At 71.8% G+C, this 18,384-nt stretch carries 16 protein-coding genes; 11 read left to right on the forward strand and 5 right to left on the reverse strand.

Annotated features, from left to right (window positions below; all coding sequences use genetic code 11):
* Nucleotides 1-72 precede the first annotated feature (72 nt).
* Both Psi01_RS35565 and Psi01_RS35570 read left to right on the forward strand, forming a co-directional pair.
* A complete protein-coding gene (locus tag Psi01_RS35565; protein WP_204068558.1) occupies nucleotides 73-2,283 on the forward strand; it encodes an MMPL family transporter in 2,211 nt (736 codons plus the stop codon).
* Between the two features lie 106 nt (nucleotides 2,284-2,389).
* On the forward strand, nucleotides 2,390-2,857 hold the full coding sequence (locus tag Psi01_RS35570; RefSeq protein ID WP_204068559.1) for a Dps family protein: 468 nt from the start codon (nucleotides 2,390-2,392) through the stop codon (nucleotides 2,855-2,857).
* 19 nt (nucleotides 2,858-2,876) lie between these two features.
* Here the strand turns inward: Psi01_RS35570 and Psi01_RS35575 are convergent, their stop codons facing one another.
* The gene (locus Psi01_RS35575; protein ID WP_204068560.1) at nucleotides 2,877-3,776 is read right to left on the reverse strand and encodes a bifunctional helix-turn-helix transcriptional regulator/GNAT family N-acetyltransferase; all 900 of its coding nucleotides are present in this window, start codon (nucleotides 3,774-3,776) and stop codon (nucleotides 2,877-2,879) included.
* A 150-nt stretch (nucleotides 3,777-3,926) separates the two neighbouring features.
* On the opposite strand from Psi01_RS35575, the gene Psi01_RS35580 reads away from it, so the two are divergent.
* Nucleotides 3,927-4,877: a lactonase family protein gene (locus tag Psi01_RS35580; RefSeq protein ID WP_204068561.1), complete on the forward strand. Its 951-nt coding sequence runs from the start codon at nucleotides 3,927-3,929 to the stop codon at nucleotides 4,875-4,877.
* A 58-nt stretch (nucleotides 4,878-4,935) separates the two neighbouring features.
* Here the strand turns inward: Psi01_RS35580 and glpK are convergent, their stop codons facing one another.
* Nucleotides 4,936-6,405, reverse strand: coding sequence for a glycerol kinase GlpK (glpK, locus tag Psi01_RS35585; protein WP_204068562.1), 1,470 nt, complete (start codon nucleotides 6,403-6,405; stop codon nucleotides 4,936-4,938).
* Between the two features lie 141 nt (nucleotides 6,406-6,546).
* On the opposite strand from glpK, the gene Psi01_RS35590 reads away from it, so the two are divergent.
* The 5 genes from Psi01_RS35590 to Psi01_RS35610 all read left to right on the forward strand — a co-directional run bounded on the left by Psi01_RS35590 (nucleotide 6,547) and on the right by Psi01_RS35610 (nucleotide 12,766).
* The gene (locus Psi01_RS35590) at nucleotides 6,547-7,572 is read left to right on the forward strand and encodes a 6-phosphofructokinase (RefSeq protein WP_204068563.1); all 1,026 of its coding nucleotides are present in this window, start codon (nucleotides 6,547-6,549) and stop codon (nucleotides 7,570-7,572) included.
* A gap of 322 nt (nucleotides 7,573-7,894) precedes the next feature.
* Nucleotides 7,895-9,007: a MacS family sensor histidine kinase gene (gene macS / locus Psi01_RS35595; protein WP_239128270.1), complete on the forward strand. Its 1,113-nt coding sequence runs from the start codon at nucleotides 7,895-7,897 to the stop codon at nucleotides 9,005-9,007.
* Nucleotides 9,008-9,072: 65 nt separating this feature from the next.
* Nucleotides 9,073-9,702: a response regulator gene (locus tag Psi01_RS35600; RefSeq protein WP_204068574.1), complete on the forward strand. Its 630-nt coding sequence runs from the start codon at nucleotides 9,073-9,075 to the stop codon at nucleotides 9,700-9,702.
* A gap of 108 nt (nucleotides 9,703-9,810) precedes the next feature.
* Complete coding sequence (gene thiI / locus Psi01_RS35605; RefSeq protein WP_204068564.1) at nucleotides 9,811-11,013, forward strand: tRNA uracil 4-sulfurtransferase ThiI; 1,203 nt, start codon at nucleotides 9,811-9,813, stop codon at nucleotides 11,011-11,013.
* Between the two features lie 121 nt (nucleotides 11,014-11,134).
* Nucleotides 11,135-12,766 carry a methyl-accepting chemotaxis protein gene (locus Psi01_RS35610; RefSeq protein WP_204068565.1) on the forward strand — a complete coding sequence of 544 codons (1,632 nt, stop codon included), beginning with the start codon at nucleotides 11,135-11,137 and terminating at the stop codon, nucleotides 12,764-12,766.
* A gap of 161 nt (nucleotides 12,767-12,927) precedes the next feature.
* Here the strand turns inward: Psi01_RS35610 and Psi01_RS35615 are convergent, their stop codons facing one another.
* The 3 genes from Psi01_RS35615 to aroF form a co-directional block, all read right to left on the reverse strand.
* Nucleotides 12,928-13,311 (reverse strand): response regulator transcription factor, encoded by a 384-nt coding sequence (locus Psi01_RS35615; RefSeq protein WP_204068566.1) that lies wholly within the window; start codon nucleotides 13,309-13,311, stop codon nucleotides 12,928-12,930.
* Between the two features lie 130 nt (nucleotides 13,312-13,441).
* Entirely contained in the window at nucleotides 13,442-13,726 is a 285-nt protein-coding gene (locus Psi01_RS35620; RefSeq protein WP_204068567.1) for a YiaA/YiaB family inner membrane protein, read from the reverse strand.
* Between the two features lie 164 nt (nucleotides 13,727-13,890).
* Nucleotides 13,891-14,928, reverse strand: coding sequence for a 3-deoxy-7-phosphoheptulonate synthase (aroF, locus tag Psi01_RS35625; protein ID WP_204068568.1), 1,038 nt, complete (start codon nucleotides 14,926-14,928; stop codon nucleotides 13,891-13,893).
* Between the two features lie 308 nt (nucleotides 14,929-15,236).
* Between aroF and Psi01_RS35630 the strand changes: the two genes are divergently transcribed.
* From Psi01_RS35630 to Psi01_RS35640, 3 genes are all read left to right on the forward strand, one after another.
* Nucleotides 15,237-15,833 carry a molybdopterin-dependent oxidoreductase gene (locus tag Psi01_RS35630; RefSeq protein ID WP_204068575.1) on the forward strand — a complete coding sequence of 199 codons (597 nt, stop codon included), beginning with the start codon at nucleotides 15,237-15,239 and terminating at the stop codon, nucleotides 15,831-15,833.
* Nucleotides 15,834-15,881: 48 nt separating this feature from the next.
* Entirely contained in the window at nucleotides 15,882-17,075 is a 1,194-nt protein-coding gene (locus Psi01_RS35635; RefSeq protein ID WP_204068569.1) for a sensor histidine kinase, read from the forward strand.
* A 67-nt stretch (nucleotides 17,076-17,142) separates the two neighbouring features.
* Nucleotides 17,143-17,907 (forward strand): LytR/AlgR family response regulator transcription factor, encoded by a 765-nt coding sequence (locus Psi01_RS35640; RefSeq protein WP_204068570.1) that lies wholly within the window; start codon nucleotides 17,143-17,145, stop codon nucleotides 17,905-17,907.
* Nucleotides 17,908-18,384 lie beyond the last annotated feature (477 nt).

Below are 18,384 nucleotides of genomic sequence, written 5' to 3' on the forward strand. Positions count from 1 at the left end.
AATACGAGCATTTACTTGTATTCCTATCCCGAATCGTAAAACACGAGCAGTTTACCGAGTTTCGGGGTGATCATGAGGATCGACGGGCTCGTACGGCAGGCGCCGCCCGCTCCCGCGCTCCTGCGCCGCCTGGGATACACGCTGGTCAGGCGGCGCCGCGCGGTGATGGTCCTGTCGCTGCTGGCGACGCTGGGCATGGGCCTGCTCGCGGCCCAGGCGGTGGCGGGCTTCTCCCTGGCGCGGTTCGAGGCGCCCGGATCGGAGTCCGACCGGGCGGCGGGCGAGCTGGCCCGGCGCTTCGGCACCGGCAGCGTGGACCTGGTCCTGCTCGTCACCGCCGGGAAGGGTGACGTGGACGCACCGGCCGTCACCGCCGCCGGCCGGGAGCTGACCCGGAAGGTGGCCGCCGCGGAGGGGGTCGCCGAGGCTGCCTCGTACTGGACGCGCGGCAACCCCGTGACCCTGCGCAGCCGGGACGGCCGGCACGCCCTGGTCGTGGCGCGCATCCCCGGAGACGCCGACACCGTCCGCTCGCGGATCCTGCCCGCGCTGCTCTCCGGGATCACGGCGGGAACCGCCGGCGGCGGCGTCATCGAGGTGCGGGCGGGCGGCGGCGAGGAGGTGTTCCGCCAGACGGTCCCGCTGGCCAGGCAGGATTTCGTCCGCGCCGAGCTGGTCATCTTCCCGCTCGCCTTCGTGCTGCTGCTGTTCCTGCTGCGCCGTCCGCTCGCCGCCCTGCTGCCGCTCGCGGCCGGGGTGTTCGCCATGGTGACGGCGCTGGCCCTGCTGCGCGGGGTGCTGGCCTTCGCCGACGTCTCCACCTTCGCGTTGAACCTCACTCTGGCCATGGGGCTGGGCCTGGGCATCGACTACGCGCTGTTCGTGATCTCCCGCTTCCGGGAGGAGGTCCGGGCCGGTCACGACCTCCACGAGGCGGTGGCGCTGAGCGTCGAGCGGGCGGGCCGTACGGTCGTCTTCAGCGGGGTGACCGTCGCGGCGTCGATGGCGGTGCTGCTGGCGCTGCCGTTCGACTTCCTGCGCTCCTTCGCCTACGCCGGGATCGCGGTGGTCGCCGGCGGTGTGGCGGGGGCGGTCGTCGTGCTCCCCGCGATCCTCGCCGCGGCGGGGCACCGGGTGCTGCCCCGCCCCGGCCGGGCCCCGGACGGGGCGTCCGGCGGGTTCTGGCACCGGCTGGCCGTACGGGTCATGCGCCGCCCCGTCCTGTACGGCGGCGCCGCCACGCTCGTCCTCCTCCTGCTCGGATCGCCCTTCCTGGGCCTGCGCTTCGGCGTGGCCGACGACCGGATCCTGCCCGCCTCCGCGCCCGCCCGGCAGACCCAGGAGGTGATCCGCCAGGAGTTCCCGGCCGAGGAGACCGACGCGCTCCAGGTCGTCTCGGCCGGCCCGGTCGCCGGCGCCGCGGAGGTCGGGGGATACGCCGCGGCGCTGTCCCGGCTGCCCGGCGTGGCGCAGGTCGACTCGGCGGCGGGCTCGTTCTCCCGGGGAGCGCGGGTGGGGGACGGCGAACCGGCGCGGTTCACCGGCCCGGAGGGCACCTGGCTGTCGGTGGTCCCCACGGCCGAGCTGATGGAGGCCGACCCGGTCCGCCTGGTGGAGCAGGTGCGGTCGGTCCGGGCGCCCTTCGCGGTCCTGGTCGGCGGCTACCCGGCCGAGCTGGCGGACTACCGGGCCTCGGTGGTGGACCGGCTGCCGTCGGTGCTCGGCCTCATGCTCGCGGTGACGTCCGTGATCCTGTTCCTGATGACCGGCAGCGTGCTGATCCCGATCAAGGCGATGGTGCTCAACCTGCTCGGCCTCGCGGTGATGTTCGGCGCCCTCGTCTGGGTCTACCAGGACGGCAACCTGTCGAGCCTGCTCGGGTTCACCCCCACCGGCAGCCTCGACCCGGGCATCCCCATCCTGATGTTCTGCGTCGCCTACGGGCTGTCGATGGACTACGAGGTGTTCGTGCTCTCCCGGATCAAGGAGGAGTACGACCGGACCGGGGACACCGCCGCCGCCGTGGCGGCGGGAATGCGGCGCGGCGCCCCGATCATCACCGCGGCCGGGGCGATCCTGGGCCTGTCCTTCGCCGTCTACGCCACCGCCGAGGTGGTGTTCGTGCAGATGCTCGGCGTCGGCATGGCGGTGGCCATCCTGGTGGACGCCACGGTGATCCGGGCGATCCTGGTCCCGGCCTCCATGCGGCTGGCGGGACCCGCCAACTGGTGGGCCCCGCCCTTCCTGCGCCGTCTGCACCGGCGGGTCGGCCTGTCCGGCTGATCCTGCGGGGGGCCGCCGGCTCGTCCCGGTCACATAGAGCGGACACGGCTGGGTAGGAGGAGTCCTGCCTTATGGGGCTATTTATTGATCAATGAGAGGTATATCCATGTCCGCCATCACCAGTCCGCTCCAGCCGGAGGACCAGAAGATCGTGGGCGAGGCGCTGCAGGGCGCGCTCGTCGACCTCCTCGATCTCTCGCTCCTGGCCAAGCAGGCCCACTGGAACGTGATCGGCCCAAACTTCCGCCAGATCCACCTCCAGCTGGACGAGATCGTCGCCGTCGCCCGGACCCACGCCGACACCGTCGCCGAGCGGGCGGTCGCGCTCGGCGTCACCCCCGACGGCCGCGCCGCCACCGTCGCGGCCTCCAGCAAGGTCCCCCAGGTCGAGTCCGGCTATCTGGAGACGGCCAAGGTCGTCGCCGCGATGACGGACATCCTGGAGTCGATCGGGCGCAGGATGCGCGAGCGCGTCGAGGCCACCGGCGAGGCCGACCCCGCCTCGCAGGACATCCTCATCGCCGTCACCCAGGACGTCGAGAAGCACCACTGGATGATGCAGGCCCAGCGGTGACCCGCGGCGCCCCGGTGGATCACAGGTCGCGGGCCCAGATCTGCTCGGTGAAGCCCTCGCCCGGCTCCTCCTGCAGCAGTTCGAAGCCCGCCGTCTGGTAGATCCGCCGGGCGCTGACCAGCACGTCCCTGGTCCACAACATGATCCGCCGGTAGCCGGCCTCCCGGGCGAAGCGCAGGCACTCGTCCACCAGGCGCGCGCCGATCCCCATGCCGCGGGCCGAGGGCTCGACCAGGAGCATGCGGAGCTGGGCCGTCTCGTCGTCCTTGCGCACGCAGAACACGCATCCGGCCCGCTCGCCGTCCACCTCCGCGATCCACCCGGCCTCCCGCCGGGGGTCGTGCTTGTCGACGTAGTCGGCGACGATCCTGGCCACCAGGGCCTCGAAGTCCTGGCCCCAGCCGTACTCGGCGCTGTAGAGGACGCCGTGGCGGTGCACCACCCAGCCCAGGTCGCCGGGCCGCGGCGGCCTGATGACGTACGGCTCCCGCCGCGGGGCCCGGCCGAGGATCTCCTCGATCGTCGCCATGCTCGCGATCAGCCGCCGCCGGTCCTCCCCGGCGAGCCCGTCGAGCAGGGCGCGCACATCCTGCGCCGAGCGCTCGTCGATGGCCTTGAAGGTGGCCCGGCCCGCCTCGGTGAGCACGATCACCTGCCGCCGCGCGTCGGCGGCCGACCGCTCGCGGGCCACCAGCCCGTCGGCGGTGAAACGGCTGAGGATCCGGCTGAGGTATCCGGCGTCGAGCCCGAGCAGCCGCCGCAGCTCACCGGCCTCCATCCGGCCCTGCCGGTCCAGCTCGAACAGGACCCTCGCCTCGGTCAGGGAGTAGGGGGTGCCGAGCATGCCCTGATCGAGCACGCCGATGACCTCGGTGTAGAAGCGGTTGAAGGCGCGGACCTCCGCCACGTGATCGTCCATGCTTGACACTATCAACGATTTATTTGACTCGGTCAAGGATTAATCGCGACGAGAGGGCACATTACCCGGTGGTAGAGAGGTCCCGCCGGGGGAGGGCTGCGCTACCTTCGCAGACTGGCTGATAAATCCGATAACTATGGCGATGGGAGCATGATGCTTGAGACTGCGTATATCGGTGGATACACCCCGGACACCGGTGGCTCCGGCCCCGGCATCTCCCTTGCCGACCTGGAGAGCGGCAGGACGCTCGCCGAGACGGCGGCCCCCGGGCCGTCCTTCCTGGCCGTCCACCCCCGCCTGCCGGTGCTGTACGCGGTGGGGGAGAGCGAGCAGGGCACGGTGGGCGTCTTCGCCCGGGGCGCGGACGACGGCCTGGAACTGCTCGCCCGGCGCTCCAGCGAGGGTTCCTCCCCGTGCCATCTGGCGGTGAACCCGGCCGGGACGCTGCTGGCCGTGGCCAACTACGGTGACGGCACGGTGAGCGTGCACGGCATCGACGACGCCGGACTGCTCACCACCGTGCAGGCCTTCCCCCACCGTGAGGGCGCCCACGCCCACCAGGCGACCTTCGGCGAGGACGGCGTGCTGTACGTCACCGACCTGGGAACCGACGAGGTCCGCCGCTTCCTGGCCGAGGGGGACCGGGTGAGTGAGCATCCCGACGGCCCGGTACGGCTGGCCGCCGGCATGGGGCCCCGGCACATGGCCTGGCACGGCGGGCACTGGTACGTGGCCGGGGAACTGGACGGCACGGTCCGCGCCTACGACGCCGGCTGGCGCGAGGTCGCGGTCACCGCCGCCAGCGGTGAGCAGGGTGAGAACCACCCCTCGCACCTGGAGGCGCACGACGGCCGCGTCTACGTCGCCAACCGGGGCCCCGACACCATCGCGGTGCTCTCGGCGCCCGGCCTGGACAGGCTCGCCGAGGTTCCCTGCGGGGGCGCCTGGCCGCGCCACTTCGCGATCACCGGCGGGCGCATGCACGTCGCCAACCAGAACTCCGCGGGCGTCGCCGTCCTGCCGCTGGAGGACGGGATCCCGCAGGCCCCCACCGGGAGGATCTCCGTCGGCACGCCCTCGTGCGTGCTGCCGCTGCGCTGAGCCCCGCCGTACGGGCCCCGCGCTCACGAGGGGGCGGGGCCCGGTGCGGCCGCGGGGCTCAGGCCCAGGAGCGGGAGCGGTCGACGGCCTTGAGCCAGCGCGCGTAGGCGGCGTCGTCGCGCTGACCGGGGTCGAAGCGCCGCTGCAGGTTCCAGGTGGCGCGCAGCTCGCCGGGGGAGGACCACAGCCCGGAGCCGAGCCCGGCCAGGAAGGCCGCTCCCAGCGCGGTGGTCTCCTGGATCGCCGGGCGCTCGACCGGGGTGCCGAGCTGGTCGGCCTGGAACTGCATGAGCAGGTCGTTGCCGCTCGCGCCGCCGTCGGCCTTCAGCGCGGGCATCTTCAGGCCCGCGGCGCCCGTCATGACCTCCACGACGTCCCGCACCTCGAACGCGATCGCCTCCAGGGTCGCCCGGGCCAGGTGGCCCCGGGTGGTGCCCCGGGTGATGCCGAAGATGGTGCCGCGGGCGTCGGGGTCCCAGTGCGGCGCGCCGAGGCCGGTCAGGGCGGGGACGAACACCACGCCGCCGCTGTCGGGGACCGTGCGCGCCAGCGCCTCGGACTCGGGCGCGGTGTCGATCAGCCCGAGCCCGTCGCGCAGCCACTGCACGGCGGCCCCGGTGACGAAGATCGAGCCCTCCAGGGCGTAGGTGATCTCTCCTGACGGCGTCTGCCAGGCCACCGTGGTCAGCAGCCCCGCCTCCGACCTGACGATCTCGTTGCCGGTGTTGATCAGGATGAAGGATCCTGTCCCGTAGGTGCATTTCACATCGCCCGGGGCGAAACAGGTCTGCCCGAAAAGCGCGGCCTGCTGGTCTCCGGCCATGCCGCTGATCGGCAGGTCCAGGCCGAGGAAGGCCTCGGGGTCGGTCCGGCCGATCTCGCCGTGGTTCGGCACGATCTCCGGCAGCGCGTTCTCCGGAACGCCGAACAGCTCGCACAGCTCCGCCGACCAGCCGCCCGCCTCCAGGTCGTACAGGAGCGTGCGGGAGGCGTTGGAGGGGTCGGTGACGTGCCGGGCGCCCCCGGTCATCCGGGCCACCAGATAGGAGTCCACGGTGCCGACGACCGCCCGGCCCCCGGTCACCTCCTCCCAGGAGCGGGGGTCGTTCTCGGCCATCCAGGTGAACTTGCTGCCGGTGAAGTAGGGATCCAGCCGCAGGCCGGTCAGCTCGGCGACCCGCGGTTCGTGGCCCGCCTCGCGCAGGCGCGCGCAGACGCCGGCGGTACGGCGGTCCTGCCAGACGATCGCGGGCCGGGGCGCGGCGAGGGTGCGGGCCTCCCAGACCACGGCCGTCTCGCGCTGGTTGGTGATGCCGACGCAGGATGGAGTGGTGCCCGACCGGTCCAGTGCGATCCGGCAGGCGGCCAGCGTCGCCTGCCAGATCTCCTCGGGGACGTGCTCCACCCAGCTGGGCTCGGGGAAGTGCTGGGCGAACTCCCGGTATCCGCGCCCGTCGATCCGTCCGTCCTCGTTCACGATGAGCGCGGTGACTCCGGTGGTACCGGCGTCGATCGCGAGAACCGGCATGCGAGCACTCCTCTTCATTTGGTCTAGACCATTGGCCTGTGGGGAAGGCAGAATGCGAACGTCGGCGGCGAAATCCACCGCCGGCCGCTTCACCCCACTTAGTCTGGCCGTCTCGCCTCGGAACCACCACCGGAGGATGCCATGCGTATTGGAGTGTTGACCGGGGGCGGCGACTGCCCCGGCCTGAACGCCGTTATCCGCGCCGTCGTGCGCAAGGGTGTGGGCGTATATGGACATGAGTTCGTCGGATTCCGCGACGGCTGGCGTGGCCCGCTCGAGGGCGAGACCATGCCGCTGGACATCCAGGCCGTCAGGGGGATCCTGCCGCGCGGCGGCACGATCCTGGGCTCGTCGCGGACCAACCCGATCAAGATTGAGGGCGGCGTCGAGAAGATCAAGGACAACCTCGCCTCCATGGGGGTCGACGCCCTCATCGCGATCGGCGGCGAGGACACCCTCGGTGTCGCCAAGCAGCTCTTCGACAAGGACGTGAAGGTCGTCGGGGTGCCCAAGACGATCGACAACGACCTCAACGCCACCGACTACACCTTCGGATTCGACACCGCCGTCAACATCGCCATGGAGGCGATCGACCGGCTGCACACCACCGCCGAGTCCCACCACCGCGCGCTGATCTGCGAGGTCATGGGCCGTCACGCGGGCTGGATCGCGCTGCACGCGGGCATGGCGGCGGGCGCCAACGTCATCCTCATCCCGGAGAAGCCCTTCGACATCGACCGGGTCTGCGCCTACGTCGAGTCCCGCTTCAAGACCCGCTACGCGCCGATCATCGTGGTCGCCGAGGGCGCCCACCCGATCGAGGGCCAGATGGCCCTGCAGGACGGGGAGCTCGACGCCTTCGGCCACGTCCGGCTGGGCGGCATCGGCGAGACGCTCGCCAAGGAGATCGAGAAGCGGATCGGCAAGGAGGCCCGCACCACCGTGCTCGGCCACATCCAGCGCGGCGGCACGCCCACCGCCTTCGACCGGGTCCTCGCCACCCGCTTCGGCCTGCGGGCCATCGACGCGGTGCACGAGGGCGAGTTCGGCACGATGGTCGCCCTGCGGGGCACCGAGATCGTCCCGGTCGGCCTGGACGAGGCGACCAGCGAGCTGAAGACCGTGCCGGTCAGCCGCTACGCGGAGGCGGAGGTCTTCTTCGGCTGACGGCTGACGGCTGACGGCTGACGGCTGACGGCCGTCGCCTACCGCCCGCACCGGGCCGGGACCGCCTCTCCGGCGGCCCGGCCCGGCTCGTTCCGGCCCGTCCCGGCGTGCAAGCCGTTTGCAAGCGGTCCGTCCTAACCTCGCGTGCGCAAGGCGGTTCACCGCCCGGCATCCCCTCCAAGTACGGCTTGCGCCTCGATCAGGCGGCCCACGGAGGCGCAAGCCGTACGATCTCCCGCCGGAGGGCGGGGGACGCCCCGGCGGCCCGCGCGGCCGCGTCGTCGCAGCGTGCGGCCGGTGACAGGGCCGGTAGGGTCGAGTGGTGACGGCAGTAGAGGGCTCGTTCTGGCGGACCGTCGCGGTCTTCCGCGCCGCCTCCCTCGCGTACGCGCTGGTGGTGTTCCTCCGCGCCGGGGGCTACGCCGACCCGGCGGTCGGCTGGCTGGTGCTCGGCGTCATGGCCCTGTGGACCGTCGCCACCGTCTTCGCCTACTCCATCGAGGAGTTCAGGGGCCGGCCGCTGCTGGCCGCCGACATGCTCGTCACCGTGGGGTGCCTGCTCGCCACCCCCGCGGTGCAGGGGGGCTACCAGGAGGACAGCCTGCCGATCACCGCCACCTGGATGGGCGGCGCGGTGCTGGCCTGGGGGGTGTACGGCGGGCGCCGGGCGGGAGCGGTGGCGGCCGCCATCGTGTCGCTGGCCGACCTGTGGACGCGCGGGGCGGGCGGCATGGAGTTCGAGAAGCTGCCGATCAACGGGACCGTGCTGCTGTTCCTGGCGGGCGTGCTGGTCGGGCACGTCGCCCGCCTGGCCAGGAAGGCCGAGGCGCGCATGCAGGAGGCGATCGAGCTGGAGGCCGCCGGCCGGGAGCGCGAGCGGCTCGCGCGGGGCATCCACGACTCGGTGCTGCAGGTGCTGGCCCTGGTGCAGCGGCGCGGGCAGGAGGTCGGCGGCGAGGCGGCGGAGCTGGGCCGGCTGGCCGGGGAGCAGGAGGCCGCGCTGCGCGAGCTGGTCAGCCTCCGGCCCGGCACGCCCGCGGAGGGCTCGGCGGACCTGCGCGTCCTGCTGCAGCGGTACGGCTCCGGCTCGGTCACGGTCTCGGTCCCCGGCACCCCGCTGACCCTGCCGGCCGCCGTGGCCGCGGAGCTGGCCGCGGCCGTCGGGGCCGCCCTGGACAACGTCGCCCGGCACTGCGGGGAGCGGGCCCCCGCGTGGGTGTTCGCCGAGAGCGACGACGGGATCGTCACCGTGACCGTCCGCGACGAGGGGCCGGGCATCCCCGAGGGCCGCCTGGAGCAGGCCGCCGCCACCGGGCGGCTGGGCATGGCCCAGTCGATCCGCGGGCGGGTGGAGGATCTGGGCGGGACGGTCACGGTCGTCTCCGCTCCCGGCAGGGGCACCGAGATCGAGATGTCCGTCCCGCAGCCGTGCTAGAAGCCGCTCTCCCAGGTGATCGCCGGGGCCGGGGGTCGTCGTCCTAAGCTGGTCGGATGCGCGTGATGGTGGTGGACGACCACCCGATGTGGCGGGACGGGGTGGCCAGGGACCTGGCCGAGGCCGGATACGAGGTGGTGGCCGCGGTCGGCGAGGGCGCCCAGGCGCTGCGCGTGGCCGCGGCCGTACGGCCCGAGATCGTCGTACTGGACCTGCAACTGCCCGACCTGTCCGGGGTGGAGGTGGCCAGGGGCCTGGCCGCGGCGGATCCGCCGCCCCGGGTGCTGGTGCTGTCGGCCAGCGGCGAGCAGGACGACGTGCTGGAGGCGGTCAAGGCCGGTGCTGCCGGATACCTGCTGAAGTCGGCGAGCAAGGAGGACTTCCTGGAGGCCGTGCGCCGCACCGCCGAGGGCGACGCGGTGTTCACCCCCGGGCTGGCCGGCCTCGTGCTGGGGGAGTACCGTCGGCTGGCCGCCCAACCCGCCCCGGCGCAGGGCCCGAGTCTGACCGAGCGGGAGACCGAGGTGCTCCGGCTGGTCGCCAAGGGTCTGTCCTACAAGCAGATCGCCGAGCGGCTGGTGCTCTCGCACCGGACCGTCCAGAACCACGTGCAGAACACGCTGAACAAGCTCCAGCTCCACAACCGCGTCGAACTGGTGCGCTACGCCATCGAGCAAGGACTCGACGAGTCGTAGGCAGGACTAAAGTGACCGGGACGCGGCGTTGCCAGATAGCGGTTCCGCGAGACACTGACTCCAGCGGTACGTTCCCCGTCCCCCGCCTGTTCCACCGGAGGTTCCACCATGACCATGTCCGCCCTGGGCGAGCCCTGCGTTCTGCTCAAGCTGGGCGAGGTCGTCCTCAAGGGAAACAACCGCGAGGTCTTCGAACGGCGGCTGCAGGCCAACATCCGTGCGGCCCTGAAGGAGTTCCCCTTCAAGGTCGACCTGCGCCAGCGTCACGGCGTCATCGCGGTCTTCCTGCCCGAGGGGACCAGTGCGGAGGTCGCCGACGCGGTCGCCGAGCGGATCACCTACGTTCCCGGACTGGTCTGGGTCCACCGGGCCTGGCGGGTGGCCAAGGACCCGGGCGCCGTCACCAAGGCCGCCATCGAGCTGCTGGCCGACCGCGAGGACGTCAGGCGCGGCGTCTCCTTCGCCGTGCGCTCGCGCCGCCGCGACAAGCGCTTCCCCCTGACCTCCATGCAGATCGACCGCACGGTCGGCGGCGAGCTCAACGACATCTACGGCCTGCCGGTCGACCTGAAGAACCCCGAGCTGGTGGTCTCCATCGAGGTGGACCGCGACGAGGTCTTCGTCTACACCGGCGGCCTGCCCGGCCAGGGCGGCCTGCCGGTCGGCACCAGCGGCCGCGGCCTGGTCCTGATGTCGGGCGGCATCGACTCGCCGGTGGCCGCCTACCGGATGATGCGCCGCGGCCTGCGCGTGGACTTCCTGCACTTCTCCGGGATCCCGTTCACCACCTCGGAGTCCATCTACAAGGCCTACGCGCTGGTGCGGGCGCTGGACAGGTTCCAGGGTGGGTCCCGTCTGTGGGTCGTCCCGTTCGGCAAGGCGCAGCAGTCCATCAAGGCCTCCGGCCAGGACCGCCTGGCCGTCATCGCGCAGCGCCGCCTGATGCTGAAGACCGCCGAGGAGGTCGCCCACCGGCTGCGCGCCGGCGCGCTGGTGACCGGCGACTCCCTGGGCCAGGTCTCCTCCCAGACCCTGCAGAACATCACCGCCCAGGACGACGCGGTCGACCTGCCGATCCTGCGCCCGCTCATCGGTCTCGACAAGACCGAGATCATGGCCACCGCCCGCAGGATCGGCACGCTGGCGATCTCCGAGCTCCCCGACGAGGACTGCTGCACCCTGCTGGCCCCCCGCCGTGCGGAGACCGCCGCCAAGATCGCCGATCTGAAGCAGATCGAGAAGCGCCTCGACGCCGAGGAGCTCGCGGTCCAGCTCGCCGACTCCCTGCAGGAGTACAAGCTGGAGGGCTGACCGGGGACCCGCGAAAGAGGGCGTACGCCATACCGGGAGGGGACTTTGGTCCCCTTAGTGATCTCATCTCCTCGCCGATGGATCCGGCGCAACCGCAGATGAAGATGAGATGAGAACCGCCATGAGCACGCCCGCAGCATCACAACGCGCACCCCGCACGTTCATGTCCGCCGTCCGCGACCGCGGAGTCGGCACGAAGATCCTCGCCTCCGTCGTCGTCGCCGTCCTGATGGGCGGTCTGGTCGGCGTGCTCGGCATCACCGCGCTGAGTTCGTCCAACGACAACGCCCAGGCGATGTACACCGACAACTTCATCGGGCTGGAGAGCGCGACCAAGATGCGCCGGCTGACCATCCAGCTGCGCCTGGACACCGCCAACCACGCCGTCTCGGTGGAGGCGTCGGACAAGGCCAACTACGAGGCCGCGATCAAGGACACCGAAAGCCAGCTGCGCAAGGCCGTGGCCGAGTACGCCGGCCGCAACCCCACCGCTGAGCAGACTGTCGCCGTGCGGGACTTCGAGCAGGCGCTGGACGCCTACGTCGCGGTGCGCGACAGCGAGCTGGTCCCCGCCAGCCAGGCCGATGACATGGCCGGCTGGGCCGCGGCGCGTGACGAGAAGGCCAACCCCGCCATCGAACGGATGTTCGCCGCGCTGGGGGCCGTGATCGACTCGGAGAAGCATGCCGCCGCCGCCGAGGCGGACGCCGCCGCCCGCGTCTACGAGAGCAACCGCACCAGGATGATCGTCGCCTTGGCCGTGGGCATGGTGGCCGCGCTGGGCCTGGGAGTGGCCGCCTCCCGCGGCATCGTCGGCGGGCTGCGCCGGGTGCAGACGGTGGCCGAGGGCCTGAAGGACGGCGACCTGACCCGCGCCGCGAACCTGGCCTCGGCCGACGAGGTCGGCCGCACCGGAGCGGCGCTGGACGCGGCCGTGGGCAACCTGCGCGAGCTGGTGGGCACCATCGACGCCGCCGCCTCCGGGGTGTCGGCCACCGCCCAGCAGGTCTCGACGGTCTCCACCCAGATCGCCGCGGGCGCGGAGGAGACCTCGGCGCAGGCCGGGGTGGTCTCGGCCGCGGCCGAGCAGGTCTCCTCCAACGTGCAGACCGTGGCGGCCGGCTCCGAGCAGATGGGCGCCTCGATCGCGGAGATCTCCGCAGGCGCCGCCGAGGCGGCCAAGGTGGCCGCCCAGGCGGTGCACGTGGCCGAGGCCACCAACGCCTCCATCGCCACGCTGGGCGAGTCCTCCCGGGAGATCGGTCAGGTGGTCAAGACCATCACCTCGATCGCCGAGCAGACCAACCTGCTGGCGCTGAACGCCACCATCGAGGCGGCGCGGGCCGGGGACGCCGGCAAGGGCTTCGCCGTGGTGGCCGGGGAGGTCAAGGACCTGGCCCAGGAGACCGCCAAGGCCACCGAGGACATCGCCCGGCGGGTGGAGGCCATCCAGGCCGGCACGGACGCGGCGGTGGCCGCGATCGGGGAGATCGCCGGGGTGATCGAGAAGATCAACGACTACCAGACCGCCATCGCCAGCGCGGTGGAGGAGCAGAGCGCCACCACCGGGGAGATGAACCGCAACGTGACCGAGGCGGCCAGCTCGTCGGAGGAGATCGCGGTCAACATCACCGGGGTGGCCGACGCCGCGCAGTCCACCGCGCAGGCCATCGCCCAGGCGCAGGAGGCGACCGCGTCGCTGGCGCGGATGTCGGGTGAGCTGAGCGGTCTGGTGACCCGCTTCCGCTTCTGACACCCGGCGCAGGAGGCGGCAGGATCCATCTTCGGGCGCAGGCCCCGGTTCCACGGAATCCGTGGAACCGGGGCCTTGCCTCTTTCCGTGATCCCCTCTGAGGCCTCTTCCGTGTTCCCCGCCGTGCGCCTCTTAGACACGCCTCCGCGCGCCCCGGTCCGTCACAGGCGGCTCTGCGCCACCCGGGCCAGCAGGGCCTCGACGCGGTCGGGAAGCTCACGGGGGCTGAACGGCTTGGTCATGTAGTCGTCGACGCCGGCGGCGAAGGCCTCCGTCACGTCGTCCTTCTCCGACTTGGCGGTCAACATGAGCACGGCCACGTCCTGCCCGCCCGGCATCCCGCGGATCCGCGCGCACACCTCGGGACCGGTGAGCCCCGGCATCATCCAGTCGAGGATGACCAGGTCCGGCCGCCCTTCGGCCCACTTCTCCAACGCCATGTGACCGTCGTCGGCCGTCCGTACCTCGTGCCCCGCCTTCTTGAGCAGGAAGCTGATCATAAACTGGATGTCGGAGTCGTCCTCCACGACCAGGACATTGGCCATCACCCCACCCCCCGGATAGACCCCCTAGTCCCGGAATTCCCTGCTGGGTGGGATTAATTCAACTCTGAAGGGCTTTGCCAAAGCTTGAAGCGTTCTGCGGCGGTCCGTACCCCCTGCCGCCCGAAGGCGCTCAGTCGACTTTGAAGGGGTCGTGCTCGGCCAGGAGCTTGTCCAGACGTGCCTGGTCGACTCGGCTGGCGACCTCGGAGAACTCCTGGCGGTCGCGCACGCACTTGGCCAGGGTGAAGGTCGAGGTGATGACGTACAGCACCCCGATGACCAGGAAGCCGCGCACCCACCTGTCGACCGGCAGATAGATCAGGCCGATGGTGACCGCCGAGACCGAGATCCCGAAGGACAGGATCGACTGGATGTAGAACGCCTGGGTGTTCTTGGGCTGGATCGCTTTCGTCATGGGACCACGATCCGGGACCGGCCCGCCCCGGCGCATGAGCGCGGATACTCAGTTACTCATGAGTACGGCTCACGGGCGGGTACGGCCGGCGGCTTGTGGCCGTGGCCGTACCCGGCTCGGGGATGCTCGTGGCGGTCATCGCGTGATCGGGGAACGGGCCGGGATCAGGCCACGGTCAGGACGTCGCCGGCGAGGGTCTTGCCCAGCAGCGGGGGGAACTGGCGCATCACCCGGGACAGCTCGCGCAGGTCGCCGTCCACCAGGGCCTGGGGGCCGTCGCACAGCGCCTGCTCGGGGTGGGGGTGCACATCGATGATCACACCGTCGGCGCCCGCGGCGATGGCGGCGCGGGTGAGCGGCAGGACCAGGTCGCGGCGGCCGCCGGAGTGGGACGGGTCGACGATGACCGGCAGGTGGGACAGGCGCTGGGCCACCGGCACGGCCGAGACGTCCAGGGTGTTGCGGGTGGCGGTCTCGAAGGTGCGGATGCCGCGCTCGCACAGCACGATGTCCAGGTTGCCGCGCTGGGCGATGTACTCGGCGGCCATCAGCCACTCCTCGATGGTGGCGCTCATGCCGCGCTTGAGCATGACCGGCTTGCCGATCCCGCCGACGGCCTGCAGCAGCGCGAAGTTCTGCGCGTTGCGGGTGCCGACCTGCAGCATGTCGGCGTAGGAGGCCACCAGCTCGACGTCGTGGGCGTCCACGACCTCGGTCACGATCGGCAGCCCGGTCTCGGCGCGCACGTCGGCGAGGATGCGCAGGCCCGCCTCGCCCAGGCCCTGGAAGGCGTAGGGGGAGGTGCGGGGCTTGTAGGCGCCGCCGCGCAACAGGGTGGCCCCGGCGGCCTTGGCCATCTGGGCCGCCTCCAGGGTCTGCTGCGGGGTCTCCACCGCGCACGGGCCGGCGATCAGCGTCACCGTGCCGGGGCCGATCGGCACACCGCCGACGCTCACCGTCGAGCGCTCGGGGTGGTTGTCCCGGCTCACCAGCTTGTAGGGCGCCGTCACCCTCATCACGTCGGCCACGCCGCGCATGCCGCGCAGGTCCAGCGAACTGAACTGGGCGACGTCGCCGACCAGGCCGATGATCGTACGGCTCACACCCCGGCTGACGAAGGCGCTGCCGCCCGCCGCGGAGATGACCTCCACGATCGCTTCGATGTCCGCCGCGGTGGCCTCGGGGGCCATGATGATGACCATTTCTCTCCTCAGATGATCGGGAGAACGACGAAGGCCCCGGGTCCGATATCCGGACCCGGGGCCTTCGTTCGTTCGCCAGGCTGTCAGCGCAGCATCTGGAGGCGAACGGTCCGACTCACGGGTCCGTCGCCATACCAAAACCAGAACGCAGTACGCATCGCGGGCAATGCTAGCGCACCCACCCGGAACGCCGGTACGCCCCCGTTAGCCGGTGGCCGCCCGTCCGGCGGGAAACCCGCGATGGCAGGATTGCCCCGTGCCATCGGGAAACAGCGTGAGGAGTGAGGGTGGATCAGTCCGAAACCCCGCTGGAGGAGACTCGCCTGCCCCCGGGGCAGTACGTCCCCCGGGGGCAGCCGGTGATCCACTACGGACGGGTGCCGACCTTCCGCCCGGCGACCTGGGAGTTCCACGTCATGGGGGCGACGGCCTCGGGTGAGCAGTACCGGTTTTCCTGGGAACGCTTCTCCGAGCTGCCCCGCACGACGGTCGTGGCCGACTTCCACTGCGTCACCAAGTTCTCGGTCATGGGCAACGAGTGGAGCGGCGTCTCCGCGGCCACGCTGATGGAGCTGGCCCCGCCGGCGCCGGAGGTCCGGCACGTGATGCTCTGGGCCGAGTACGGCTACAGCGCCAACATCAGGATGAGCGACTTCGCCCGCGACCAGACCCTGTTCGCGATGGAGCTGGAGGGCAAGCCCATCACGCCGGAGCGCGGCTTCCCCGTCCGGGCGATCGTCCCCCACCTGTACGCGTGGAAGAGCGTCAAGTGGGTGCGCGCGGTGGAGTACATGGTGGAGGACCGGCGCGGCTTCTGGGAGGAGCGCGGCTACCACAACATCGCCGACCCCTGGAAGGAGCAGCGCTACTCCTATCAGGAGGAACCGGGCGAAGGTCCACCGTGATCGGTGTTTCCCCCTGATCCTCCGGGCGGGTTGGCTACGGTTGCCCGCATGTCGACCAGCGGCTGGGCGCTGCTCTGCCTGACCTGCGCCCTCCTCGGATTCGTCCTGCCCCGCCGCAGGGGGGACTTCCCCTGCCACCCCGCCGGCTGGCAGGACGAGGCGACCTTCGCCACCCTGCACGTCGCGGCGATGGCGGCCCCGTCGTTGCGGGCCGGGCTGAGCCGGGAGTCGGCGGGCGAGGCCGTACGCCACCTGAGGACGCTGCTGGGCACCGGAGCCGTCGCGCTGACCGGCGCCGACGGCCTGCTCGCCTGGGACGGCGCGCTGGAGTGCCACACCGGCCAGGCCGCCGAGCACGCCAGGACCGCCCTGGCCTCGGGCCGGCCGCAGGTGGTGACGGGGGAGTCGCTCACCTGCGGGCGGCCGGACTGCCCGATCCGGGGCGCGGTGATCGCCCCGCTCGAGGTGGACGGGCGGGTGATCGGCGCGCTGGCCGCCTACGACGCCGAGGTCAGCGCGGCCCTGGTGCGGACCGTCACCGAGGTCGGCCGCTGGGTCTCCGGCCAGCTGGAGCTCGCCGAGCTCGACTCCTCCCGGCGGCGGGCCGTGGAGGCGGAGATGCGGGCGCTGCGCGCGCAGATCTCGCCCCACTTCGTCTACAACTCGCTGACCACCATCGCCTCCTTCGTCCGCACCGACCCCGAGCGGGCCCGCGAGCTGCTGGTGGACTTCGCCGACTTCACCCGCTACGCGCTGCGCCGGGCCCGCGACTTCACCACGCTGGCCGACGAGCTGCACTGCGTGGACCGCTACCTGCTGCTGGAGCGCGCCAGGTTCGGCGACCGGCTCCGCTTCACCGTCCGGGTCGCGCCCGAGGCCCTGGCCGTGCCGGTGCCCTTCCTGTGCCTGCAGCCGCTGGTGGAGAACGCCATCAAGCACGGCCTGGTGCACAACGGCGGCTCGGGCGAGGTCCGGGTGCTGATCGAGGACGCCGGCCCCGAGGCGCACATCAGCGTCGAGGACGACGGCCTCGGGATGGACCCGGCGCACGCCCGGACGCTGCTGGACGACGAGCTGCGCCAGGGACGGGGTGAGGGCGGGATCGGGCTGGCCAACGTGGACCTGCGGCTGCGGCAGATCTACGGCGAGGACTACGGCCTGGTCGTGGAGACCGCCCTGGGATCCGGAACGCGGGTCCGGCTGCGGGTGCCGAAGGCGCGCCCCGGCAATAGCTCTTTGTAGTTAATTGTTTACCAATAGTTGACGTACGGCTTGCGGCGGCCGGGCCGCAGGCGGCAGCGTGGGGTGCATGCTGCGCGTTCTGGCCGTCGACGACGAGATCCCCGCACTGGAAGAACTGGCCTACCTCCTGCGGGGCGACCCGCGCATCGAACGAGTTTTCACCGCCGCCGACGGCGTCACCGCGCTCCACGACATGGTCGGCATGATCGGCGCGGGGGAGCGGCTCGACGGCGTCTTCCTCGACATCCGGATGCCCGGCCTGGACGGGCTGGACCTGGCCCGGCTCGTCGGCGGCTTCCCCAACCCGCCCCGCCTGGTCTTCGTCACCGCCCACGAGGACTGCGCGGTCCAGGCCTTCGAGCTGGAGGCCGTGGACTACCTGCTCAAGCCGGTGCGGGCCGACCGGCTGGCGGAGGCCGTACGCCGCCTGGAGTCCGCGACGCCGGCCGTGACCGCGGCCGAGCCGGAGCCGGAGGACCTCATCCCCGTCGAGCTCGGCGGGCGGACCCGGTTCGTCTCCCAGCAGGCGGTGTGGTTCGCCGAGGCCAAGGGCGACTACGTGCGGCTGCACACCGAGGAGGGCAGCCACCTCATCCGCATGTCCCTGGCCGCGCTGGAGCGCCGCTGGGGCGAGGCGGGGTTCATCCGCGTGCACCGCAGCACGCTGGTCTCGGCGCGGCACGTGAGCGAGCTGCACTTCGACGGAGGACGGGTGACCCTCAGGGTCGGCACCCGGACGCTGCCCGTCAGCCGCCGCCACACCCGGCAGGTGCGCGAGCAGCTCGTCCGGCAGTTCCGCGACCGCGCGATCGCGTCGGACGCGGTGACGTGAACGCGGCGACCGGTGGGGATTTCATGAGTGGGTGTGGGGTTGAGAGGCACCCGGTGCTCCCCAAACCGACCGCTCGTCGCACGCTTCTGACCGCTCGTCGCGCCACTACTCTCCGTACGGCGACAACTACACGCCGCTAGTCGCGCTCCGCGGAAACGGCGAGTCGCCAGGTGAAGGGCCCCCATAGTGTTCCTGCATCGGAGAGCTCATCCCGTCGCACCAGGGGGGACCGGAGCCGCGAGGCTCACAAGGGACTGGTGCCGGGACTCAGGGCGGACGCTGCGCGACCGCCCGGCTGTCGGACCTCGAAGCCCGGGGGGGACGAGGTCCGGCAGCCTCCGGTGCGACGGGACGCCCGCGACAGCCGCGGGCCGGACCGTGATCCGGCCACACGGGGGCGGCCGGATCACGAGCAGCGGGCGCCCGTCGCACCGTGTTGACGGCGACGCTGGCGCGTCGCTGGTTCGCAGGCGGTTT

Source organism: Paraplanobispora siamensis, from assembly GCF_016863175.1.
GTDB classification, from domain to species: Bacteria; Actinomycetota; Actinomycetes; order Streptosporangiales; family Streptosporangiaceae; genus Planobispora; species Planobispora siamensis.

Bases quoted from the DNA above. Each gene is read 5' to 3' on its own strand.
- glpK (WP_204068562.1), bottom strand. From the start codon at position 6,405: ATGCCGGTTCTCGCGATCGACGCCGGTACCACCGGAGTCACCGCGCTC.
- Psi01_RS35610 (WP_204068565.1), top strand. From the start codon at position 11,135: ATGAGCACGCCCGCAGCATCACAACGCGCACCCCGCACGTTCATGTCC.
- Psi01_RS35640 (WP_204068570.1), top strand. From the start codon at position 17,143: ATGCTGCGCGTTCTGGCCGTCGACGACGAGATCCCCGCACTGGAAGAA.
- Psi01_RS35600 (WP_204068574.1), top strand. From the start codon at position 9,073: ATGGTGGTGGACGACCACCCGATGTGGCGGGACGGGGTGGCCAGGGAC.
- Psi01_RS35590 (WP_204068563.1), top strand. From the start codon at position 6,547: ATGCGTATTGGAGTGTTGACCGGGGGCGGCGACTGCCCCGGCCTGAAC.
- Psi01_RS35570 (WP_204068559.1), top strand. From the start codon at position 2,390: ATGTCCGCCATCACCAGTCCGCTCCAGCCGGAGGACCAGAAGATCGTG.
- Psi01_RS35620 (WP_204068567.1), bottom strand. From the start codon at position 13,726: ATGACGAAAGCGATCCAGCCCAAGAACACCCAGGCGTTCTACATCCAG.
- Psi01_RS35575 (WP_204068560.1), bottom strand. From the start codon at position 3,776: ATGGACGATCACGTGGCGGAGGTCCGCGCCTTCAACCGCTTCTACACC.
- Psi01_RS35635 (WP_204068569.1), top strand. From the start codon at position 15,882: ATGTCGACCAGCGGCTGGGCGCTGCTCTGCCTGACCTGCGCCCTCCTC.
- Psi01_RS35565 (WP_204068558.1), top strand. From the start codon at position 73: ATGAGGATCGACGGGCTCGTACGGCAGGCGCCGCCCGCTCCCGCGCTC.
- aroF (WP_204068568.1), bottom strand. From the start codon at position 14,928: ATGGTCATCATCATGGCCCCCGAGGCCACCGCGGCGGACATCGAAGCG.
- thiI (WP_204068564.1), top strand. From the start codon at position 9,811: ATGACCATGTCCGCCCTGGGCGAGCCCTGCGTTCTGCTCAAGCTGGGC.
- Psi01_RS35580 (WP_204068561.1), top strand. From the start codon at position 3,927: ATGATGCTTGAGACTGCGTATATCGGTGGATACACCCCGGACACCGGT.
- Psi01_RS35615 (WP_204068566.1), bottom strand. From the start codon at position 13,311: ATGGCCAATGTCCTGGTCGTGGAGGACGACTCCGACATCCAGTTTATG.